Below are 16,289 nucleotides of genomic sequence, written 5' to 3'. Positions count from 1 at the left end.
GGGTGATGCCTGTTCGGCGGCATGTGTTACTGCCGGGATGACGTCGAGGGTTCGCCAGCTTCTTGCCGTAAGCACGGCCAAGATCGTGTCGTGAAGCAGCTGTCGGCGGTGCACAGCCCGCCGCGTTCGGTAAACCACGTCGCTGCCGCACCGTGACTGCCGAGCCAGAGCCCGCCTTTCAACGTCTCAGGACAGGTCAGGGCATAGCGGGACCGACGGTTACGGCCCTCCGCTCCCGAAGCTCCCGCGAAGTGACAAGTAGGCCCCGCCGGCTCTTCGTCTCGTGCTCGGGCTAGGCACGGATACGCCATTGGTAGCCTGCTGATGTGGCTGAGACCTGGGATGAGGCGCGGTTGATCGCGGATGGGTTCGAGCGTGTATACGTCGAACTGGAGTGGTACGACGGGCCTCGGGCGGGCCTCTCGGATGTCGACGGTGTGCCCACTATTTCGAGGGCAGGGACTATGACGCCGCCGACGAGGCCGATGAATACAACGTGTGGGCAGCAAGCGAAGACGCCCTAGCGCTGGAGCGCGAGCAGTGGGCGATCTTTGCGAGGTGGAACGAGCGCTTTGAAGCAGGGATGGTCGATCAGGACAGCCATCCTGGCCGCGGAGGAACCAACGCCCGCTACGACGAGCTCGACGTACTGCTTGCTCCACACCGGCGCGCACCAGATAACCCGCGGCGGCTGGCAGGTGAACCGAGGTTCGATGGCGGCGCCCGCTACCGAGTCGAGGGCGTCGACTATTGGTTTCGCTGGCGGCCGGCGAGGTGAGTCCTGCGCCGCCGTCCCACGTTTCGATCATGTCGAGAATCGTTCGTTATCTGAAGATCGAAGCGTGGAGATCCATCACGGGGTCGGAGAGGATCGGACCAGAAAATAGCGCTAAGGAACGATCTTCAAGGGCCGCGTATCTGTAGTCTGATATCGATTCGGTGAAGCCGCTGCTCATGGTCTTGTTCCTGGCCTACCGTCCGCTGGCATGCCAGTCGACTTCCTGAGCGATGAGCAGGCGGCCGCATACGGCCGCTTCACCGGCACTCCGTCCAGGTCGGACCTGGAGCGGTTCTTCTTCCTGGACGGCGATGATCTCGCGCTGATCGCCGTACGGCGTGGGGGCCACAACAGGCTCGGGTTCGCCGCCCTCCAGGCAACCACCGTCCGCTACCTCGGCGTCTTCCTTACCGACGATCCGATCGACGCGCCGTGGCCGGTGATCGAATACTTGGCCGGGCAGCTGGGGATCGAGGATCCGTCATGCGTCAAGCAGTACGCGCAGCGCTCTCAGACGGTCTACGAGCACTCTTGGGAGATCCGCCAGGCCTTCGGCTACTCCGAGCTGACGGACGGGCCGAAGGGCCCCGAGTTCAAGGCCTTCCTCGAGGGCCGGGCGTGGACTCGCACCGAAGGCCCGACGACGATGTTCACACACGCGGTGGCGTGGCTGCGCGGCAACCGGGTCCTGCTGCCGGGCATCACGGTGCTGACCCGAATGATCGCTCAGGTCCGAGACGAGATCGCCGACCGACAGCACACTGCGCTCTCCGAAGCCGCCCAGGCCTCGGATTCGCAGCTGCCGCAGCGCCTGGTCCAGCTGCTGGAGGTAGAGCCGGGGCACCGGCACTCAACATTGCAGGAGCTCGCGCGCGGGCCCAAGCGGGTCTCGGGATCGCAGGCGGCCGCCGCGATCGGCCGGGTGGACCGGCTGACCGCGCTAGGCGCCGGGAAGGCGGACGTGTCCGCGGTGCCAGCAAACAAGCTGGCGGCAATGGCCCGCTACGGCCTGCACAGTAAGGCAGCACTCAAAGACGTCACCGAGCCGCGCCGGACCGCGACACTGGTTGCCTCCGTACAGGCGCTGGAGGCTTCCGCGGCCGACGACGCGATCGACTTGTTCATGCTGCTGATGACAACCAAGCTGATCAACCCGGCGCGCAAGAAAGCCGAGGGCGCCCGACTGGCCGCGATGCCGCGCCTGGAGGCGGCCTCGGCGGTGCTGGCCGCCGCCCACCAGGCGCTGACAGCGGTGCTGGAAGACCCGAAGACCGTCAGCCGTGGCAGGCTCACAGTGGCGCAGGCATGGGCGGCGATCGAACAGGCCGCCCCACGCGAGCACGTGCAACAGGCGGTCGCCACGGTGGAGGAGCTGGTACCGGACGACGCTGCGGAAGCCTCAGCGGCCGAGGCGGCGCTGCGCACGTTCCTGGCCGAGCGCTACGCCACCGTCCGGCCGTTCATCAAGGCGCTCGGGGAGGCCGAGTGGCTGCACGCCGCGCCGGGCGGCGCACGGCTGCTGGAGGAGATCAGGCGTCTGCCGGCGCTGGCTGCCCGGAAAGTGAAGGCCGAGCCACTGATCGTGAAGGAGGTAGAGCGGTCGCTGGTGCCCAAGCCGTGGTTCCGCGCGGTCTACGCGAATGCGGCGCTCCAGGACGGCGCGGTAGACCGCGACGCGTACGTACTTTGCTTGCTGGAGCAGCTGCACGCCGCGATCCGGGTCCGCGACGTGTTCGCCGCCCCCTCGCTGCGCTACGCCGACCCGCGGGCCAAGCTGCTGGACGGTGCCGCCTGGGCCAGCGTCAAAGACCGGGTCCTGGCCGGGCTCGGACTCCCCAAAGAGGTAGACGCACACCTGGGTCCGCAGGTCCAGGCGCTGGACGCAGCGTGGCGGCACAACCAGGCCCGCCTGGTAGAGGCCGGGGACGACGCGCGGGTACGTCTGGTCACCGGTGCCGACGGCCGAGCCGAGCTGAAAGTCACCCGCCCTCAGGCGCTCGGGGCCAGCACTGCGGACAAGGCGCTGCGCAGCCTGGTGTCCTCGATGCTGCCCCGCATCGACCTGCCCGACCTGCTGCTGGAGGTGGACTCCTGGACAGGGTTCCTGTCCAGGGCCTACCTCAACCCTGCCGGCCGCCAGCCGAACCTAGAAGGTCTGGATCTATCGATCGCGGCGCTACTGGTCTCGGAGGCCTGCAACGTCGGGCACACCCCGGTCGCCTCCGACCACCCAGCCCTGACCGCCAACCGGCTGTCCCACATCGAGCAGCAATACATGCGCCTGGAGAACCACGCCCGCGCCAACGCGCTGTTCATCGACCATCAGCGCACCATCGATTTCGCCTGGAGACTCGGCGGCGGCCAGGTCGCCAGCGTGGACGGCCTGCGCTTCACTGTCCCGGTCGCCAGCATCCACAGCGCGCCCGCTCCCAAGTACTTCGGCTACAAGCGCGGCATGACCTGGCTGAACGCCGTCAACGACCAGGTCATGGGGATCGGGGCGGTCGTGGTGACCGGCGCCCCGCGCGACTCGCCGTGGATCATCGATCTGCTGCTCAACCTCGACGGTGGTCCACGACCCGACACCGTGATCACGGACGCGGGCAGCTACTCCGACATGGTGTTCGGGCTGTTCGCGCTGCTCGGCTACCGCTTCTGCCCCCGCCTCGCCGACCTCGGCGACGCCCGCTACTGGTACGCCCACGACCACGGCACCCCGGCGCCGGACTACGGCAACCTCGCCGGCCTCGCCCGTAACCGCATCGACCTACGCAAGATCCGATCACAGTGGCCGGACATGCTGCGCGTCACAGGATCCCTGATTACCGGCGCCGTACGCGCTCACGACCTGCTGGCCATGCTGGGGCGCGACGGCCGGCCCACCCCGCTCGGCGCGGCGATCGCCGAGTACGGGCGCATCCCGAAGACCATCCACATGCTCGCGATGGCCGACCCGGTCGACGACAGCCACCACCGTGCCGTCCACGCCCAGACCACCGTCTCCGAATCCCGCCACGCCCTGGCCCGACACGTCTTCCATGGCCGGCGCGGCCAGCTGTTCCAGGCCTACCGCGACGGCCAGGAAGACCAGCTCGGAGCCCTCGGCCTGGTCGTCAACGCCATCGTGCTGCGGAACACCGTCTACATCGACGCCATCATCAACAACCTGGCCGAAGACGGCTTCCCGCTCACTGAAGACGCCATCGCCAAGCTCTCCCCGCTGTTGCGCAAGCACATCAACGTCCACGGCACCTACACGTTCACCCCGCCCATCCTGGGCGGCACCCTCCGCCCGCTCCGCGAGCCACGTCCCGACGACGAGGTCGACGAATGACGCAGCGAGCCGTGCCAGCGGCAGTCGCTTCTGCGATCGACGGCATCAGCTCGGCAACACAGCATCCGCAGACTGAGTAGCCGGATGATCGGCGGTGTCATTGATGACGAGCTGTGCGAGCTTGCCGAGGCGTCGGAAGTATCCGAAAGCCATGTAGTAGTCGGTGGGATATCCCAGGCGTCCGAGTTGGAGGCGTAGCGGCGGGATACAGGCCAGGAGGATGTCCCGGTGGCCGGGAGCCCCCATGCCACCGCGACCCACATAGGTCGAGACGCAGCCGGCGATGGTGGAGTCCAAGTACACGAGATCGCCTTTGAACTCGGCCGGCGTCTCCGGAAACGGCGCGGCGCGATGCTGCGCCCACAGATGTTCGACCGCGTTGAGCGTGGCCTGGTGCCCGTCGGGCCCAGGCCAGCGATAGCTGTAGAGGCGGAGACGATCCGCCATGGTTGGCGACCGGCGATGCCGCTTCTTCTCGGCACGTCGTCGGGCGGCGTAGGCATCCATTTCGGCGAGCCAGGCGCCTCGGCTGGTCTCGAGGATCTCCAGGGCACGAAGCAGCGCGCCTTCGTCTACTTTCAGATCACCGACGGTGCTCAGATAGGACCAAGTCGCGTGGAACCCGATCGGGCAGTAGTGGCCGACGGCGCAGCGCAGCGCGCAGTAGCGCGCCCAGTACGGCAAATCGCCGTCACGGGCGCGGCGTGCGTAGGTTCCGAAGCTCACACGTCATCATCTCCCGACCCCTCCGGGTCGACGCCATTCGATTTCCGTTCCACTTCCTTGGAAGTGGAACGGAAATCGGAGAGGCCTCCGAGGCTTCCGAATCCGGGCCCTGCCGCGCCTCGGATCGTTCCGAAAGCCGTTCCACAACTAGTGTTCCGGAAACAGGGTACGAACCAGAATTCCGGTACGATCCGAAGATGAGCATCGCCGGCGAGCACCCTCACGGTGGACTCGAACTCGGATACGCCCGCGTGTCCACAACCAAACAGTCACTCGTTCGACAACTCGACGCGCTGTCTTCCGCGGGGATCCCCGACGACCGAATCTACGTCGACAAGAAGTCCGGCTCCACGGTCGACCGCGACGGGCTCAACCGGCTTCTTGCCTACGCCCGTCCCGGCGACACCATCGTCGTCCACACCCTGGACCGGCTCGGCCGGAACCTGCGCGAGGTGCTCAACCTCGTCCACGAACTAGCCGAGAAGAAGATCGGCGTCCGGTCGCTGGCCGACCCGCTGCCCATCAACACCGCTGACGAGGGCATGGGCCGCATCGCCTTCCTGCTGCTGGCGCTGTTCGCCGAGATGGAGCGCACCTTTACCGCCGAACGCGCCGCCCACGCCCGCTCCGTCGCCGAAGCTGCCGGCCGCCACATCGGCCGCCCCGCCGCGCACCCCGAAGACAAGATCGAGTACGCACGGCTACTCAAGGCGCAAGGCGAAAGCCTCGGCAAGATCGCAGCCAAGACCGGCATCCCCAAAACTTCGCTACACCGCTACCTGGAAATCGCCTCCGCCGAGAAGCGCCCATGACGCATCAGCCGCAGTTCAGCCGCTCAACGGGCAGCACGGACGCACCCGCCGACCCGACGAATCATGCGATCGATATCGCGGCATTCAACGACACCTGGCTCCGCTCGTGGCCTGGCATCACGCCAGTCGCGCACCCGCTCCGCAGCCGTTTCCCCAGCCGGTGGGTGCGGTTCCACTCCCTGCCGGAATCCAAACGCTACGCAACCTCAGATGCCGAGCACGCCGAGATCCTGCACCGGCACCACACCATTCTGGCGGCGCTCACAAGACATCCGGCACCCGAGAGTCAGCGGCTTGTCGTGATCACCTGTTCGTGGTCCGATACCTCGCGACCAGTGCCCCGCGACTCCGCCGTCGCTACCGCCATGCCCATCGCCGACCACTGGCGCAGCGACGATCTCGCCACCGATCCCGGATTCCACTCCTGGCAGCACCACTACGCCTCGGTCACGACGCTAGCCAGCACAGACCTGGATCGGCTGCTGATGACCGTCGCCGATGACATGACCGGCGGCGTCCTCATCGTCGGTCCAGGTCTCAACTGGCTGTATCACCCCTATGACGGAGGCGCGGATGTCATCGCCGAAAGCACCGACGACCGTGATCGGCTTGCGACCGCCTTCCCAGACTGGCGATCGCCGCAGCCGTCAGGGCTCTGAGCAGGCCGCGGCATGAGCCTAGTCAAGCCGCACTCCGTCGACGAGCACAACATCGCGGAGCCTGTCGAGCTGTTCTCCGTCTCCCGGCCCACCGTCCACCGCGGCCTCGAGGACTCCCGCCGCGAGCATGGAGCACAGACATGACCGACGAGCCACAGCAGCAGCCGCGACTGTTCGGGAACCGCTGGGCGGACGCAGCCAGCCCCGGCGGCGCGGGATCCGGGCGCGACCAGTGCCGGTGCCTGGGACAGCGCTTGGACCGGCCACCGTCACGGGTCAAGTTCCACAAGGACCGCCAGGACACCGACTCAGCCGGGTGGCGGCGCCTTCTCGAACTGGTCGAAGAGGCGGCCGAGGACCGGCGTGAGGAGTTCAAGCCGCTGGTGGAGCTGAGCGCCGAACAGCGCCGGCAGGTCGTCACCCTCCCACCGACGATCGCCAAACTGACCGCGGTCCGCCACCTCGTGCTGTACGGCAGCAACCTGGTGCGCCTCCCGCCGGAGATCGGCGTCATGACGGGTCTGGAGGAGTTCACCCCCTACACCTCCTACCGGCTGCACTGGTTCCCATACGAGCTGACCCGCTGCCCGAACCTTACGCGCAGCACCGTCAGCACCCGCGCCCTGTACGGCAACTACAAGTACCGGCCGCCGTTCCCCGAACTGGACTCCGAGACCGACAGGATCGGTGAACTGCTTCCGGGCACCTGGGGTGCCACGACGATCCGGACGTGCAGCGTCTGCGAAGCGCCGATCGGGCACTCAGGCCCGGTCCAGGCCTGGATCTCGCTCCGCGTCGCCACCGACATCCTCCCGCTGCTGGTCAACGCATGCTCCGAAGAGTGCATCCAAGCACTGCCGCGACCACCAGAGCACTACCCCCCGACACCACACCGCGGCGGTCCCAGCGTGGCGCAGCCCGCCGCCGACTACTTGATTTGAGATCAGCATGAGCGTCGAGGAGGAAGCGACCATGGGGTTCAAGCCCGAAGCCGATCTCGGGCTCGCAGAACGAGACGAGTGGTCCTATTCGTCGGCTGTCACCGTCGGACCGCTCCGGTTTGGCATGGCCCTCGACGAAGTTGTCGAGGCGTCTAAGGCTTTCGGTCACACGAAGATCAGCGATTGTCCGAAGGACCACGCGATCTTCTCGCCGACTTGGAAGGTCGAAGTCTCCCGTCGCGGGGTGACTCCTTCTCCGCCTGCCGTCACGGCTTATGTGAGCCAAGCTGTGGGGCTGTTCTGCGTCGCGGCCGACGCCGTCCACGGTCCCCAGGTCGCGTACGACGGAATCCCGCTGGTCGGGAGAGGCCTTCCGGAGCTGGAGAACGACGCAATCGCGTACGCCGAGGCAAACGACGTGTACTTTCGCTACACGCCCGAGGGCTACGCAGGACCGGATGATCCCGGGGTCGTCCTGCGCGGGCAACGCGTCGGGCAGGTCCTCCGATCGCGTCCGTTATTCATGGTGACGCGCGACGGCGCAAATACCGAATGGGACTCGATGCCCTCCGAAGAGTACTGATGCCGACAGCCCTCAGCCTGACCTGGTGTGATCCGTAACAGCTGGGTTGAGCGCTGACGCAGCGGCTCACTCATGGTACTGGCCGGGCGTCAGCCTCACCCAGCAGCGCACCCTTGGGCGCCTACCGCAACCGACTTCGGCCATCCGTGCAGGCAGCTATGGAAACTGACGCGTGTGCGGATCCGGATTCACCCCGAAATCATGGGTCCGTTTCAGCCGCCTAGGCGATTGCAACGGCCTATGAAACTGTGAACGCCCTGGATGGCTGCTTCTCGTCCCGCTGTTTCACAGGCGACCGCCTATCAAACAGCTCGCGGCATGCCGCCGGCGTCCCCAACATCTGAGGTCTGCTGGAGTTGAACAAGGATCGCCCCGCTGTGGTGATCACTTAGGCCAGTCGCGCGGACTCTGTAGCGGCCGGGCTCAATGTCGATCACGAGGTGGTTGTCCGGTTCGAGTTCCATGCCGGACAACCATGACTCGAAGAGAACGACAGGTTCGCGGATGACCCACATGAGGCCTTCGTCTTCGTCCCACTGGACACCGTTTTGCAGTGCTCGCTGACCTGCTTCAATAAGTTCGGCTTCGGAGTCGGCCGCCACCCAGCGCAGGAACATCCGTTCCTCCGCCAGGTACGTCGTGGGCGCGGGTTCATCCCCAAGAACGAGTGCCTGCTGGCCGCCGACATCGACGAGGCCAAGGTAGCCGCGGACCGAGCAGGCCCGGCCGTAGTCTCCCCAGGTCTCGACAGGGCCGTCATCGCCGGTCGACCCGCCCCAGTGGGCAAGCTCCGACTCGGGCGCGACCAGGAGAGGTCCACCCTCGTTCTCCACCCACACGCTCACCATCCTGCCCCGAGATCGCTCACGTTCCCGAAGGGCTCGTCGTGCCATCGCCAGCCGGCGGTACCGTCGCCGTGGACGTTGAGCATGAACTCGGCGACCGGGCTGCCGTCGGGGAACATCATGGAGAGTGCGTCGCGGATCTGCGCGTAGCAGGAGTCGTACAGCTCCCCGTCCCCGGCCTCGGCAGCGCGTTCCTGCTCGGCGAAGACCGGGCGGAACGGCTCGAAGCCCGGCAGCGTCTCGATGTCCGCGTGGACCCAGAACATCTCCGTGTCGGTGACGGTCAGCCGGGCGATCTCATGCCCGTCGTGATGCAGCCGCCAGATGCTGCCCTTTGCCAGGTGGGGGTTGCTCATGGCCTCCATGATGTCGACCGCCACTGACGATGCCACCGTGATCCCGACGGGGCCCTCCACTGCCCGGGATCGTGATCATTCCTTAGCGCTAATTGCTGTTCCGATCCTCCTCGACCCCGCATCAGGCTCGATTTCCCTTCAGAAACTCCTTCAAAAGCCTCGGCCCTTCAACAACCCTCGCTGACCCTTTTCTGAGAGAATCGACGGCGTGGCCGACCCGCTCGAACCCTCCGCACTGCTCCTGCCGGAGCCAGCGGTGCCGACCGGCATCCGCATTGGCTACGCGCGTGTGTCGACAGGCGGGCAAAAGCTCGATCGTCAGATCGACGCTCTCACCGAGGCCGGCTGCCGACGAGTGTTCGCCGACAAGAAGTCGGGCAGAAGCGATCTCCGGCCAGAGCTGAAGGCCTGCCACGCCTTCCTTGCCGCAGGCGACACGCTGGTCGTCCCATCACTGGACCGCTACGGTCGATCGCTGCAAGACCTCATCAACATGGTGGGCGAGCTCCGCAAGCGCGAGATCGGATTCACCTCGCTGCACGAGAGCCTCGACACCACCACCCCCGGCGGCCGGCTCGTCTTCCACGTCTTCGCCGCCCTTGCCGAGTTCATCCGCGAGCTGATCGTCTCCGGGACCCGCGAAGGGCTGGCCGCCGCCCGCGCCCGGGGCCGCGTCGGCGGCCGGCCAAGCGTCGTCAGCCCCGACATCCTGCGAGCAGCTCGTGACATGCTCCCGAACCCCGACAACAGCATCACCACAATTGCCAAGCTGCTCGGCGTCAGTCCCGGCACGCTCTACAACCACATCCCCGACCTCAAAGATCTGCGCGCAGGTCGGGTCCCACGGCAGATCGAAGGCGGGCAGGAATGAAGAACGACACGGCCCCCAGCGAAATAGACGACCGCCGGTTGGCCGCTCTGCTCTCGGCTCAGGCGTTCATCGAGATCCGGATGCTGGCCGGTTCCGGCCCCGCGACACGAGACGTCTCGCGCACGGCCCGCCTCGAACGCATCAGGTTCCTGGCCAACCTCTGCCATAACATGCCGGGCATCGCCAATCCGCCGAAGATGCAGCCCGTACGCAAGGGCTTGGTCAGCAGCAGGGATCGGGCGATGGCCGAACGGCCAATGATCTGGACATGGCATACGTCCGGCCCAGAGGGCCAAGCCTGGATCCTTCAGCAGGTCAAGGAGGCGGGACATCGATGGACACCACCGCCGCCGTTCCCGGAGCACCGCAAGGGCGCGCCCAAGCTCACCACTCGGCAGCGTGTCGGGTCGCTGGTCGGATGGCCGGTCAGGACGCCATCGGGCCGCCGGCCTCTACCGGAAGAAGCAAGAGTGCTCAAAGCCGTAGACACCGACACGGTCAACGCCCTGTATGAGGAAGCTGGGCGGCTACGGCTCGGACTTGGCCAAGGAAGCCCCTGGCTTCGGGCGCACCTGACCAGAGCGCCGAACACTTCATCTACCCGGACCCCGCGTCGTACTACTGGCCGGACCCGAAGGCCGGACGGCCCTGGTGGCAGTGCCGTGTCCTTCTTCAAATGATCACGGGGAGCGGATCTACAGCTCGCTCGCAGTGATGCCCGAGACCTTCACAACTCTGGCCTCGAACGTCGGACGGCTTCGACAGCGTCAACTCGTCCAGATCGCTCGTGGAACACAGCGCGATAGCCGCCTCTGGGGCGAAGATCACCAGGACGATTGTTTACCGCAGACCTGCGGATACACGCCCGTTGAGCCAATTACCGAGCTTTGAAGCGCGCCCTCGGTCGGCTCCAGTTATCGGTGCTCGCTGGCCTCGCGTATACGCAGGTCGTCCACGGTTCCGTAGATGTCGGCGTTGTCGCTGATCACCAGGGCATCGTCGTCCAACGGCACGGGAATCTGCCGCAACCCCACCAGCACCTGGGACAATGACCGGCCTGGTTCGGCAAGTGCCTCCGCACGGCAGTACACGACCACCAGCTGGAATCCATCTGTGGATCGCGCAAGGCGCCCCCGCAAGAAGCCCCCGTAATCCGGCTCATCATCCAGGATGTGCTGGTAGCCGCGCGGAACGTTCTTGCGGTGTGCGTCCTTGGCATCGAACAGCGTGCCGTCGGGGTAGATCCAGAAGACGAACTCGGGCGCGGTATGAGTGAACTCCTTGATCGCGTTTCGTCGTCCACGGAAGCGCTGGGCAAGGAAGGCGAATCGCTCAACAGCAAGGTCACGCGGAACCGATCCGGTCGTGATCATGCGGCCTGCCTACGGACGTTTATGCCGGTCATGGCGCTGTTATAGCAGTCCGCAGCTGCCGCATCTCGGGGATTTTTGGCTGGCTCGCGGAAACGCTGTGCCGGATCGGCATCGGTGGCCTGAGTCACCTTCGGGCACGAACGGCTGAGCAAGATCGCTGCTGCTGACATCCAGTGACGACTATCCACTGACACTCTCGTGGGGACTCACACCAAGGGGGTAACGGGTGTCCTCTACGCTGGCCCGGACTCAACCGCGTTGACGGGAGACCTGGTGACCGCGAGCCTTGACGATCTGGCCCTGCTGCTGCCACCGCCCCCGGGACCTGTCGCAGCACCGCCATGGGACCGCGCCGAAGCGGAGTTCGGGCTTCAACTGCCCGGGGACTACCGCGCGTTCGTCGAACGCTACGGCGGCGGCGTCCTGACCGCAGACCACGGCGGCCTCGAACTGCTCGAAGTATTCGCCCCCTGCCCCGCGCCTCCGCCACCTAGCGTGCAATGGCCGGGATCGCGAGTACTTCGCGGTGGGTTCCACGGACTCCTCGACATCCAGGCCTACGAGGCGCAGACCTTCGAGGGGATCGATGAAGACGACTGGGGCGGCCCGGTCCATCCGTTCCACCCCGCCCCCGGCGGCCTGGTCTGTTGGGGAACCAATGAGGCAGGAGACTCCTTCTTCTGGCTGACCCAAGACCCCGACCCCGACCGGTGGCCCGTCGTGATGTGGGCCCGAGGCCCCGTCACCACCTACTGGACCCACGGCGGCATGGTGGCATTCCTCCTCGAGCTGCTCTCGGGTCGTCATCCGGCGTCGTCTCTCGTGGACAGGCCCGGTATCCACTGGACCATGGAGTCGGACTGGGAAAGACGCGGACTGGCCATCACCGCCGGCGCGGCATGAGATCGCTAGTCCAATGTCCCGCTGTATGAACTCTGGGAACCTTCCGGCGAGACGCTCCCGGCGGTATCAGTCCCACCAGAACCCCCAGCACGGCGACCCGATCAGCCCTTCGGCGTGGTCTTGGAACGAGTCGCTGCACTGCCACACTGCGTCCGGGCAGAAGGCCAGGTGTTCGCATGTCACATGGACGGCGTGTTCCGGCGTTGCTGGGGGTGCGGACACGCTGAGGTAGAGGGTGTCCGGTTTCAGCGCGACGACCCGCGCGCCGAAACGCTGCTCCCAGCTTTGGAGCACCTGAATGTGGGCCAGGAAGTTGTCGTTCTCGGCCGGCGCCCAACGCGCCGCTGCCAACGCCTCGCTGCTGCTTGCTCCTTCGAACAGTGCCAACCGTGGTCGGCCCAGCCAGTTCTCCTGCAGCATCATTGCCGCATGCCAGTCGGCGATCGCCAGTGGTTCGCCGAGCGGGTCGGCGGCCGGGGCCAGTCCGGGCCACGCCGCCCCGAACGGGGCCAGCGCTGAGACCCGTTCCTGCGGCGCCCAGTAGTCGTTGGCCTCGTTATCGGCGACCTCCTCGGCCCACCGATCGGCCAGCCATGGCTCCGCTTGGGGCAGTTCGAACCAACGCAAGCGCGGCTTGCCCAGGCTTTCACGGAGAAGCGGATAGAACGGCCTGACCCACGGGTGGCGCGGCGACGGCTCTCGGACGACACCGGGAGGTGCGTCGTCCCAGCCAGGATCATCACCGATCAGCATCGGCCACAGTCCGCTGGAGGCGTGATTCGCGCGCAGCCGCTCTACGGTCTGGCCATCGGGTTCACCGTCGCTGAGCCAAAGCACCGGGCCCTCATCGTTTTAAATCACGCGACCGGCTGGAAGCGCCAGCACACCGCCGCCAGGCTCGTCGATGAGCGCGGCGAGAGGGGAGTCTTCAGAAGCCGTCGTGACCATGGCCGGAGCATAGGGGTCGCGCAGGACCGTTGCCGGTCGCCGGCGCACCTCGCGAGCTGGTCATACTTAACCACCATGAGCAGATTCGCCGAGGTCATCGTCATCGCCAAGGACGCCGAGCATGTCATGGAGCCTTTTACTCGGCCCGATCCGGACCGGGAGTGGCATCAGTGCTTCACGAAGATCGGTGAGGATCTGTTCTCCGGAACGGTTGGCGCGGGGCCCTGTTTTACCTGGGTTATCCAGTTCTGGCGACACAACTGGTACGGGTTGCTGGGACGGCTGGAGAGTCTGCCCTGGCCCTGCCCGCACTCGGTTCAAGTCCTGATCCGAGACGAAGAGGACAGCTGCTTCGGCCTGTGGATGCTCTACGACGGTCGCATGCGGGAAGTCCTGATCCCGCGCACCGAGCGCCAGGAACCCGGCGGTGGCAGTATCACCGGAGTTTTTCGCCGGACTGATTGTCCTGATGGCGATGTCGTCTCCGACGCTGAGCTCGACATTATCGGCGTTGAGTCCGACGCCGGCGAGCAGACCTGGGCTGTCGTCGGCTGCAGACGCGGCACGGTGGGCATCGGGACTCGCTTCACCAGATCGCACGGCAGCGGCTCGCCCCTCGATCGCGTGATCTCGGCGATCGAGCGTGACGGCGAACCCGCCGAACTGCTCGACGCTCCGCACAGCGCGCGCGTCCTGCTGACTGGCACCGGCGCGCTCCATCAGCATCAGGTCATCCAGTCAGAGCTGACTCACATCGCCCGCTTCAGGGAGGACTCCCCGTGACGTCGAGCTTGACGACGGCTAGACGGTGAACGTGTAGACGTTGCCGTTGATGTTCGTCAGCGTCGCCGTCGCGACGTCGTGGTTCGGCATGGTCAGCGAGTACTTGTACTTCGCGTTCCTCGTCAGCCCGCTGGTGCCGGCCGGCGCGGTGACGACGAGCTGCCGGTTCTGCACGCCCGGAGTCGTGCCTTGGAAGAGCTGCGTCTGCGCCGTGTCGTTGGTGTAGATGTAGACCCTCATGCGATCACTCCTTCGCTTCTGGCTTGCGGTACTGCCAAGCTAGACGCGGGTTCGTGCCCGTCGATGCGCGATAGAGAGCGCCGCTAAGAAGGACTCGGTGCTCGAAAGCGCACAGGTCGCTGAAGCATGGCGAAGAGCCGTGGGGCCGGTCTCACGTCAGGTCGAACGTGACGGAAGCCGACCCGTCCCATCCCTGTGCCTCCGTGAGAATCAGGTCGCCGTCCTGCGCCTCGTCGACGCGCACCATGAGGTGGCCGCGCTCCTCGCCGGGGAACGCGAGGGAGAAGCAGGGATCCATCTCCACCAGGAAGTCCCAGCCCTCGCGCTGCGTCGTGTCGAGTGCATGGGAGTGCCGGCCCTGTGCGCTCCACACGCCGGCTGGGTCGACGGTGACCGTGATGTCGATCTCGTACTCGCCGATGCACATCGACGGCTTTGCCCACCATTCCAGGCGTGCCGGGCTCTTGAAAGGCTCCATGGGGACACTATGCGCCGCGCCTTGGCCACACGGCTGAGCCCTTTCACCGCCGACCGCTGATAAATGCCTGCCACCTGGGCACCAGGGCGGCATTGGCGATGCATCGCAGAGTTCTTCTCGGAGGGTGAACCATGAAGCGCCGAATACGTGTCCAGGCTGTCGCCGGATCCAGACCCGCCCGCGCCATCCCCGTCCTGGCGCTCATCGCCTCGGTCGCGGTCGTCGGCGGCTGCAAGCCGGTGGCCTCGGCCGACGGCACCTCGTCGCAGGGTTCCCACTCGGCTTCCGGCGGTGGCACCGGTGGCGGTACCAGTGGCGGTAACGGATCAGGCCCGGTCACCACCGACGGCCACGCGGTCAGCCCGCTCGCCGACACCGACGGGACCAAGCCCGGTTTGGCGCCGATCATCTCGGCGGCGGACCGGAGTGCGGCGCGCGATCTGATCAACCGCCTGACCACCCAGGCCCCCGCCGGGATGTCCGGCTACACCCGTGAGCAGTTCGGGCAGGCCTGGACCGACGGTGCCGTCGGCGACCCCTTCGCCGACAACGGCTGCGACACCCGTGACGACGTCCTGGCCCGCGACGGGCAGAACGTCCAGGACGAGGCCAAGGGCAAGTCGGCCCACTGCGTCGTGGAGTCGATGACGCTGTTCAACCCCTACACGGGCCAGAACATCCAGTTCACCAAGAAGAACGCCACCGCGGTCCAGATCGACCACGTCCTGCCGCTGGGCTACAGCTGGCAGATGGGTTCCTCCCGCTGGACCGCGGCCCGCCGCGAGCAGCTGGCCAACGACCCGCTGGAGCTCCTGGCGGTCGACGGCCCCGACAACGGCGCCAAGGGTGACTCCGGCCCGGGGGCCTGGATGCCGCCGCTGAAGGCCGTCGGCTGCTCCTACGCGGTCCGCTTCGCGCAGGTGGCGATCAAGTACCAGCTTCCGGTGGCGAGCGCCGACAAGACGGCGATGCTGGGGCAGTGCGCGTAGCCGCAGGCATGTCCGTCGGAAGGTCCTATGAGTGGTACTGGACGCTTTCGAGTGAATCCCCAGCTCGGGCCGGGAGTAGCCCAGACCCACACGGGCACGTCGCGTCTGTGACACGGATGCCTGCGGCTGATGCGGACCATGCGAGGCATGGAAGAACACTGGTGGACGGCGGTTGTCGCTTGCTTCACGGCCGCATGACGGTGTGGGCGCCAAGGGGTTCCTTGGCGCCCACACCTGCTTCGGGCCCTGTTCGCGACCCCCGAATACTGTGCCGCGGTGCCGTGGCCACGGTGCCGATCCGCGACGGTGGTGCTCCTACGGTGCCGGCACGGTGAGGTGGAAGTTGAACCACGTGTCGCGCGGGTCCCGGAACTTCAGGTTGATCTGGTAGCCCAACCTGCGTCCCTTGTACTCCGGAGGCAGGACGGTGTATTCCGGCCCGAAGTCCGTCCACCACCTGGTCAGCTCGCCCTGGTTGCCGGTGAACTCCCACACGTCGTCGGTACCGGCGTCCATCGTCCGGCTGTAGTAGGACCAGACCACCGGGACCGGCACGCCCCCGATGTCGCTGTGCACCCGGCCGTGCGGGTCGAAGGCGTTCCAGGCCGCGTCGATGATTCTCTTGGCGTCCTCGATGTTGTGGAACTGCGGCATGGCGGTGTCTCCTGTT

19 protein-coding genes are annotated in these 16,289 nt (G+C 66.4%); 11 read left to right on the top strand and 8 right to left on the bottom strand.

Features of this window, described 5'->3' with window-relative positions:
- The first annotated feature begins 986 nt into the window (after window positions 1-986).
- Window positions 987-4,112 (top strand): Tn3 family transposase, encoded by a 3,126-nt coding sequence (locus ABIA35_RS05380; RefSeq protein ID WP_370357056.1) that lies wholly within the window; start codon window positions 987-989, stop codon window positions 4,110-4,112.
- A 45-nt stretch (window positions 4,113-4,157) separates the two neighbouring features.
- On the opposite strand, the gene ABIA35_RS05375 is transcribed toward ABIA35_RS05380, so the two are convergent.
- Window positions 4,158-4,838 carry a hypothetical protein gene (locus ABIA35_RS05375; RefSeq protein ID WP_370357055.1) on the bottom strand — a complete coding sequence of 227 codons (681 nt, stop codon included), beginning with the start codon at window positions 4,836-4,838 and terminating at the stop codon, window positions 4,158-4,160.
- 197 nt (window positions 4,839-5,035) lie between these two features.
- On the opposite strand from ABIA35_RS05375, the gene ABIA35_RS05370 reads away from it, so the two are divergent.
- The 5 genes from ABIA35_RS05370 to ABIA35_RS05350 are packed head-to-tail and all read left to right on the top strand — an operon-like array spanning window position 5,036 to window position 7,833.
- Window positions 5,036-5,650, top strand: a complete 615-nt coding sequence (locus ABIA35_RS05370) for a recombinase family protein (protein WP_370357054.1) — start codon at window positions 5,036-5,038, stop codon at window positions 5,648-5,650.
- A complete protein-coding gene (locus tag ABIA35_RS05365) occupies window positions 5,647-6,309 on the top strand; it encodes a hypothetical protein (RefSeq protein WP_370357053.1) in 663 nt (220 codons plus the stop codon). The genes ABIA35_RS05370 and ABIA35_RS05365 overlap by 4 nt, the downstream gene beginning before the upstream one ends.
- Before the next feature lie 12 nt (window positions 6,310-6,321).
- Window positions 6,322-6,453, top strand: coding sequence for a hypothetical protein (locus tag ABIA35_RS05360; protein WP_370357052.1), 132 nt, complete (start codon window positions 6,322-6,324; stop codon window positions 6,451-6,453).
- Entirely contained in the window at window positions 6,450-7,250 is an 801-nt protein-coding gene (locus ABIA35_RS05355) for a leucine-rich repeat domain-containing protein (protein WP_370357051.1), read from the top strand. Before ABIA35_RS05360 ends, ABIA35_RS05355 begins: the two co-directional genes overlap by 4 nt.
- A gap of 7 nt (window positions 7,251-7,257) precedes the next feature.
- Window positions 7,258-7,833 carry a hypothetical protein gene (locus ABIA35_RS05350; RefSeq protein ID WP_370357050.1) on the top strand — a complete coding sequence of 192 codons (576 nt, stop codon included), beginning with the start codon at window positions 7,258-7,260 and terminating at the stop codon, window positions 7,831-7,833.
- A gap of 302 nt (window positions 7,834-8,135) precedes the next feature.
- On the opposite strand, the gene ABIA35_RS05345 is transcribed toward ABIA35_RS05350, so the two are convergent.
- Window positions 8,136-8,681: an Imm21 family immunity protein gene (locus tag ABIA35_RS05345; protein WP_370357049.1), complete on the bottom strand. Its 546-nt coding sequence runs from the start codon at window positions 8,679-8,681 to the stop codon at window positions 8,136-8,138.
- Window positions 8,675-9,034, bottom strand: coding sequence for a hypothetical protein (locus ABIA35_RS05340; protein WP_370357048.1), 360 nt, complete (start codon window positions 9,032-9,034; stop codon window positions 8,675-8,677). The genes ABIA35_RS05345 and ABIA35_RS05340 overlap by 7 nt, the downstream gene beginning before the upstream one ends.
- 208 nt (window positions 9,035-9,242) lie before the next feature.
- Between ABIA35_RS05340 and ABIA35_RS05335 the strand changes: the two genes are divergently transcribed.
- Entirely contained in the window at window positions 9,243-9,905 is a 663-nt protein-coding gene (locus ABIA35_RS05335; RefSeq protein WP_370357047.1) for a recombinase family protein, read from the top strand.
- The gene (locus ABIA35_RS05330; protein WP_370357046.1) at window positions 9,902-10,585 is read left to right on the top strand and encodes a hypothetical protein; all 684 of its coding nucleotides are present in this window, start codon (window positions 9,902-9,904) and stop codon (window positions 10,583-10,585) included. Before ABIA35_RS05335 ends, ABIA35_RS05330 begins: the two co-directional genes overlap by 4 nt.
- A 234-nt stretch (window positions 10,586-10,819) precedes the next feature.
- On the opposite strand, the gene ABIA35_RS05325 is transcribed toward ABIA35_RS05330, so the two are convergent.
- Window positions 10,820-11,278 (bottom strand): hypothetical protein, encoded by a 459-nt coding sequence (locus ABIA35_RS05325; protein ID WP_370357045.1) that lies wholly within the window; start codon window positions 11,276-11,278, stop codon window positions 10,820-10,822.
- Window positions 11,279-11,551: 273 nt separating this feature from the next.
- On the opposite strand from ABIA35_RS05325, the gene ABIA35_RS05320 reads away from it, so the two are divergent.
- A complete protein-coding gene (locus tag ABIA35_RS05320; RefSeq protein ID WP_370357044.1) occupies window positions 11,552-12,181 on the top strand; it encodes an SMI1/KNR4 family protein in 630 nt (209 codons plus the stop codon).
- A 66-nt stretch (window positions 12,182-12,247) separates the two neighbouring features.
- Here the strand turns inward: ABIA35_RS05320 and ABIA35_RS05315 are convergent, their stop codons facing one another.
- A complete protein-coding gene (locus ABIA35_RS05315; RefSeq protein ID WP_370357043.1) occupies window positions 12,248-13,018 on the bottom strand; it encodes a DUF4253 domain-containing protein in 771 nt (256 codons plus the stop codon).
- 186 nt (window positions 13,019-13,204) lie between these two features.
- Here ABIA35_RS05315 and ABIA35_RS05310 point away from each other — a divergent pair, with 186 nt between their 5' ends.
- Window positions 13,205-13,912 carry a hypothetical protein gene (locus ABIA35_RS05310; RefSeq protein ID WP_370357042.1) on the top strand — a complete coding sequence of 236 codons (708 nt, stop codon included), beginning with the start codon at window positions 13,205-13,207 and terminating at the stop codon, window positions 13,910-13,912.
- An 18-nt stretch (window positions 13,913-13,930) separates the two neighbouring features.
- Here the strand turns inward: ABIA35_RS05310 and ABIA35_RS05305 are convergent, their stop codons facing one another.
- Both ABIA35_RS05305 and ABIA35_RS05300 read right to left on the bottom strand, forming a co-directional pair.
- The gene (locus tag ABIA35_RS05305; protein WP_370357041.1) at window positions 13,931-14,152 is read right to left on the bottom strand and encodes a hypothetical protein; all 222 of its coding nucleotides are present in this window, start codon (window positions 14,150-14,152) and stop codon (window positions 13,931-13,933) included.
- Window positions 14,153-14,303: 151 nt separating this feature from the next.
- The gene (locus tag ABIA35_RS05300; protein ID WP_370357040.1) at window positions 14,304-14,630 is read right to left on the bottom strand and encodes a hypothetical protein; all 327 of its coding nucleotides are present in this window, start codon (window positions 14,628-14,630) and stop codon (window positions 14,304-14,306) included.
- 131 nt (window positions 14,631-14,761) lie between these two features.
- Here ABIA35_RS05300 and ABIA35_RS05295 point away from each other — a divergent pair, with 131 nt between their 5' ends.
- Window positions 14,762-15,619, top strand: a complete 858-nt coding sequence (locus tag ABIA35_RS05295; protein WP_370357039.1) for an HNH endonuclease family protein — start codon at window positions 14,762-14,764, stop codon at window positions 15,617-15,619.
- Between the two features lie 315 nt (window positions 15,620-15,934).
- Here ABIA35_RS05295 and ABIA35_RS05290 read toward each other — a convergent pair whose 3' ends face one another.
- Window positions 15,935-16,273, bottom strand: coding sequence for a hypothetical protein (locus ABIA35_RS05290; protein ID WP_370357038.1), 339 nt, complete (start codon window positions 16,271-16,273; stop codon window positions 15,935-15,937).
- Window positions 16,274-16,289 lie beyond the last annotated feature (16 nt).

Origin of the sequence: Catenulispora sp. MAP12-49 (assembly GCF_041262705.1) — a bacterium.
Classification (GTDB): Bacteria; Actinomycetota; Actinomycetes; order Streptomycetales; family Catenulisporaceae; genus Catenulispora.
This window is presented reverse-complemented; position numbering and strand designations above follow the sequence as displayed.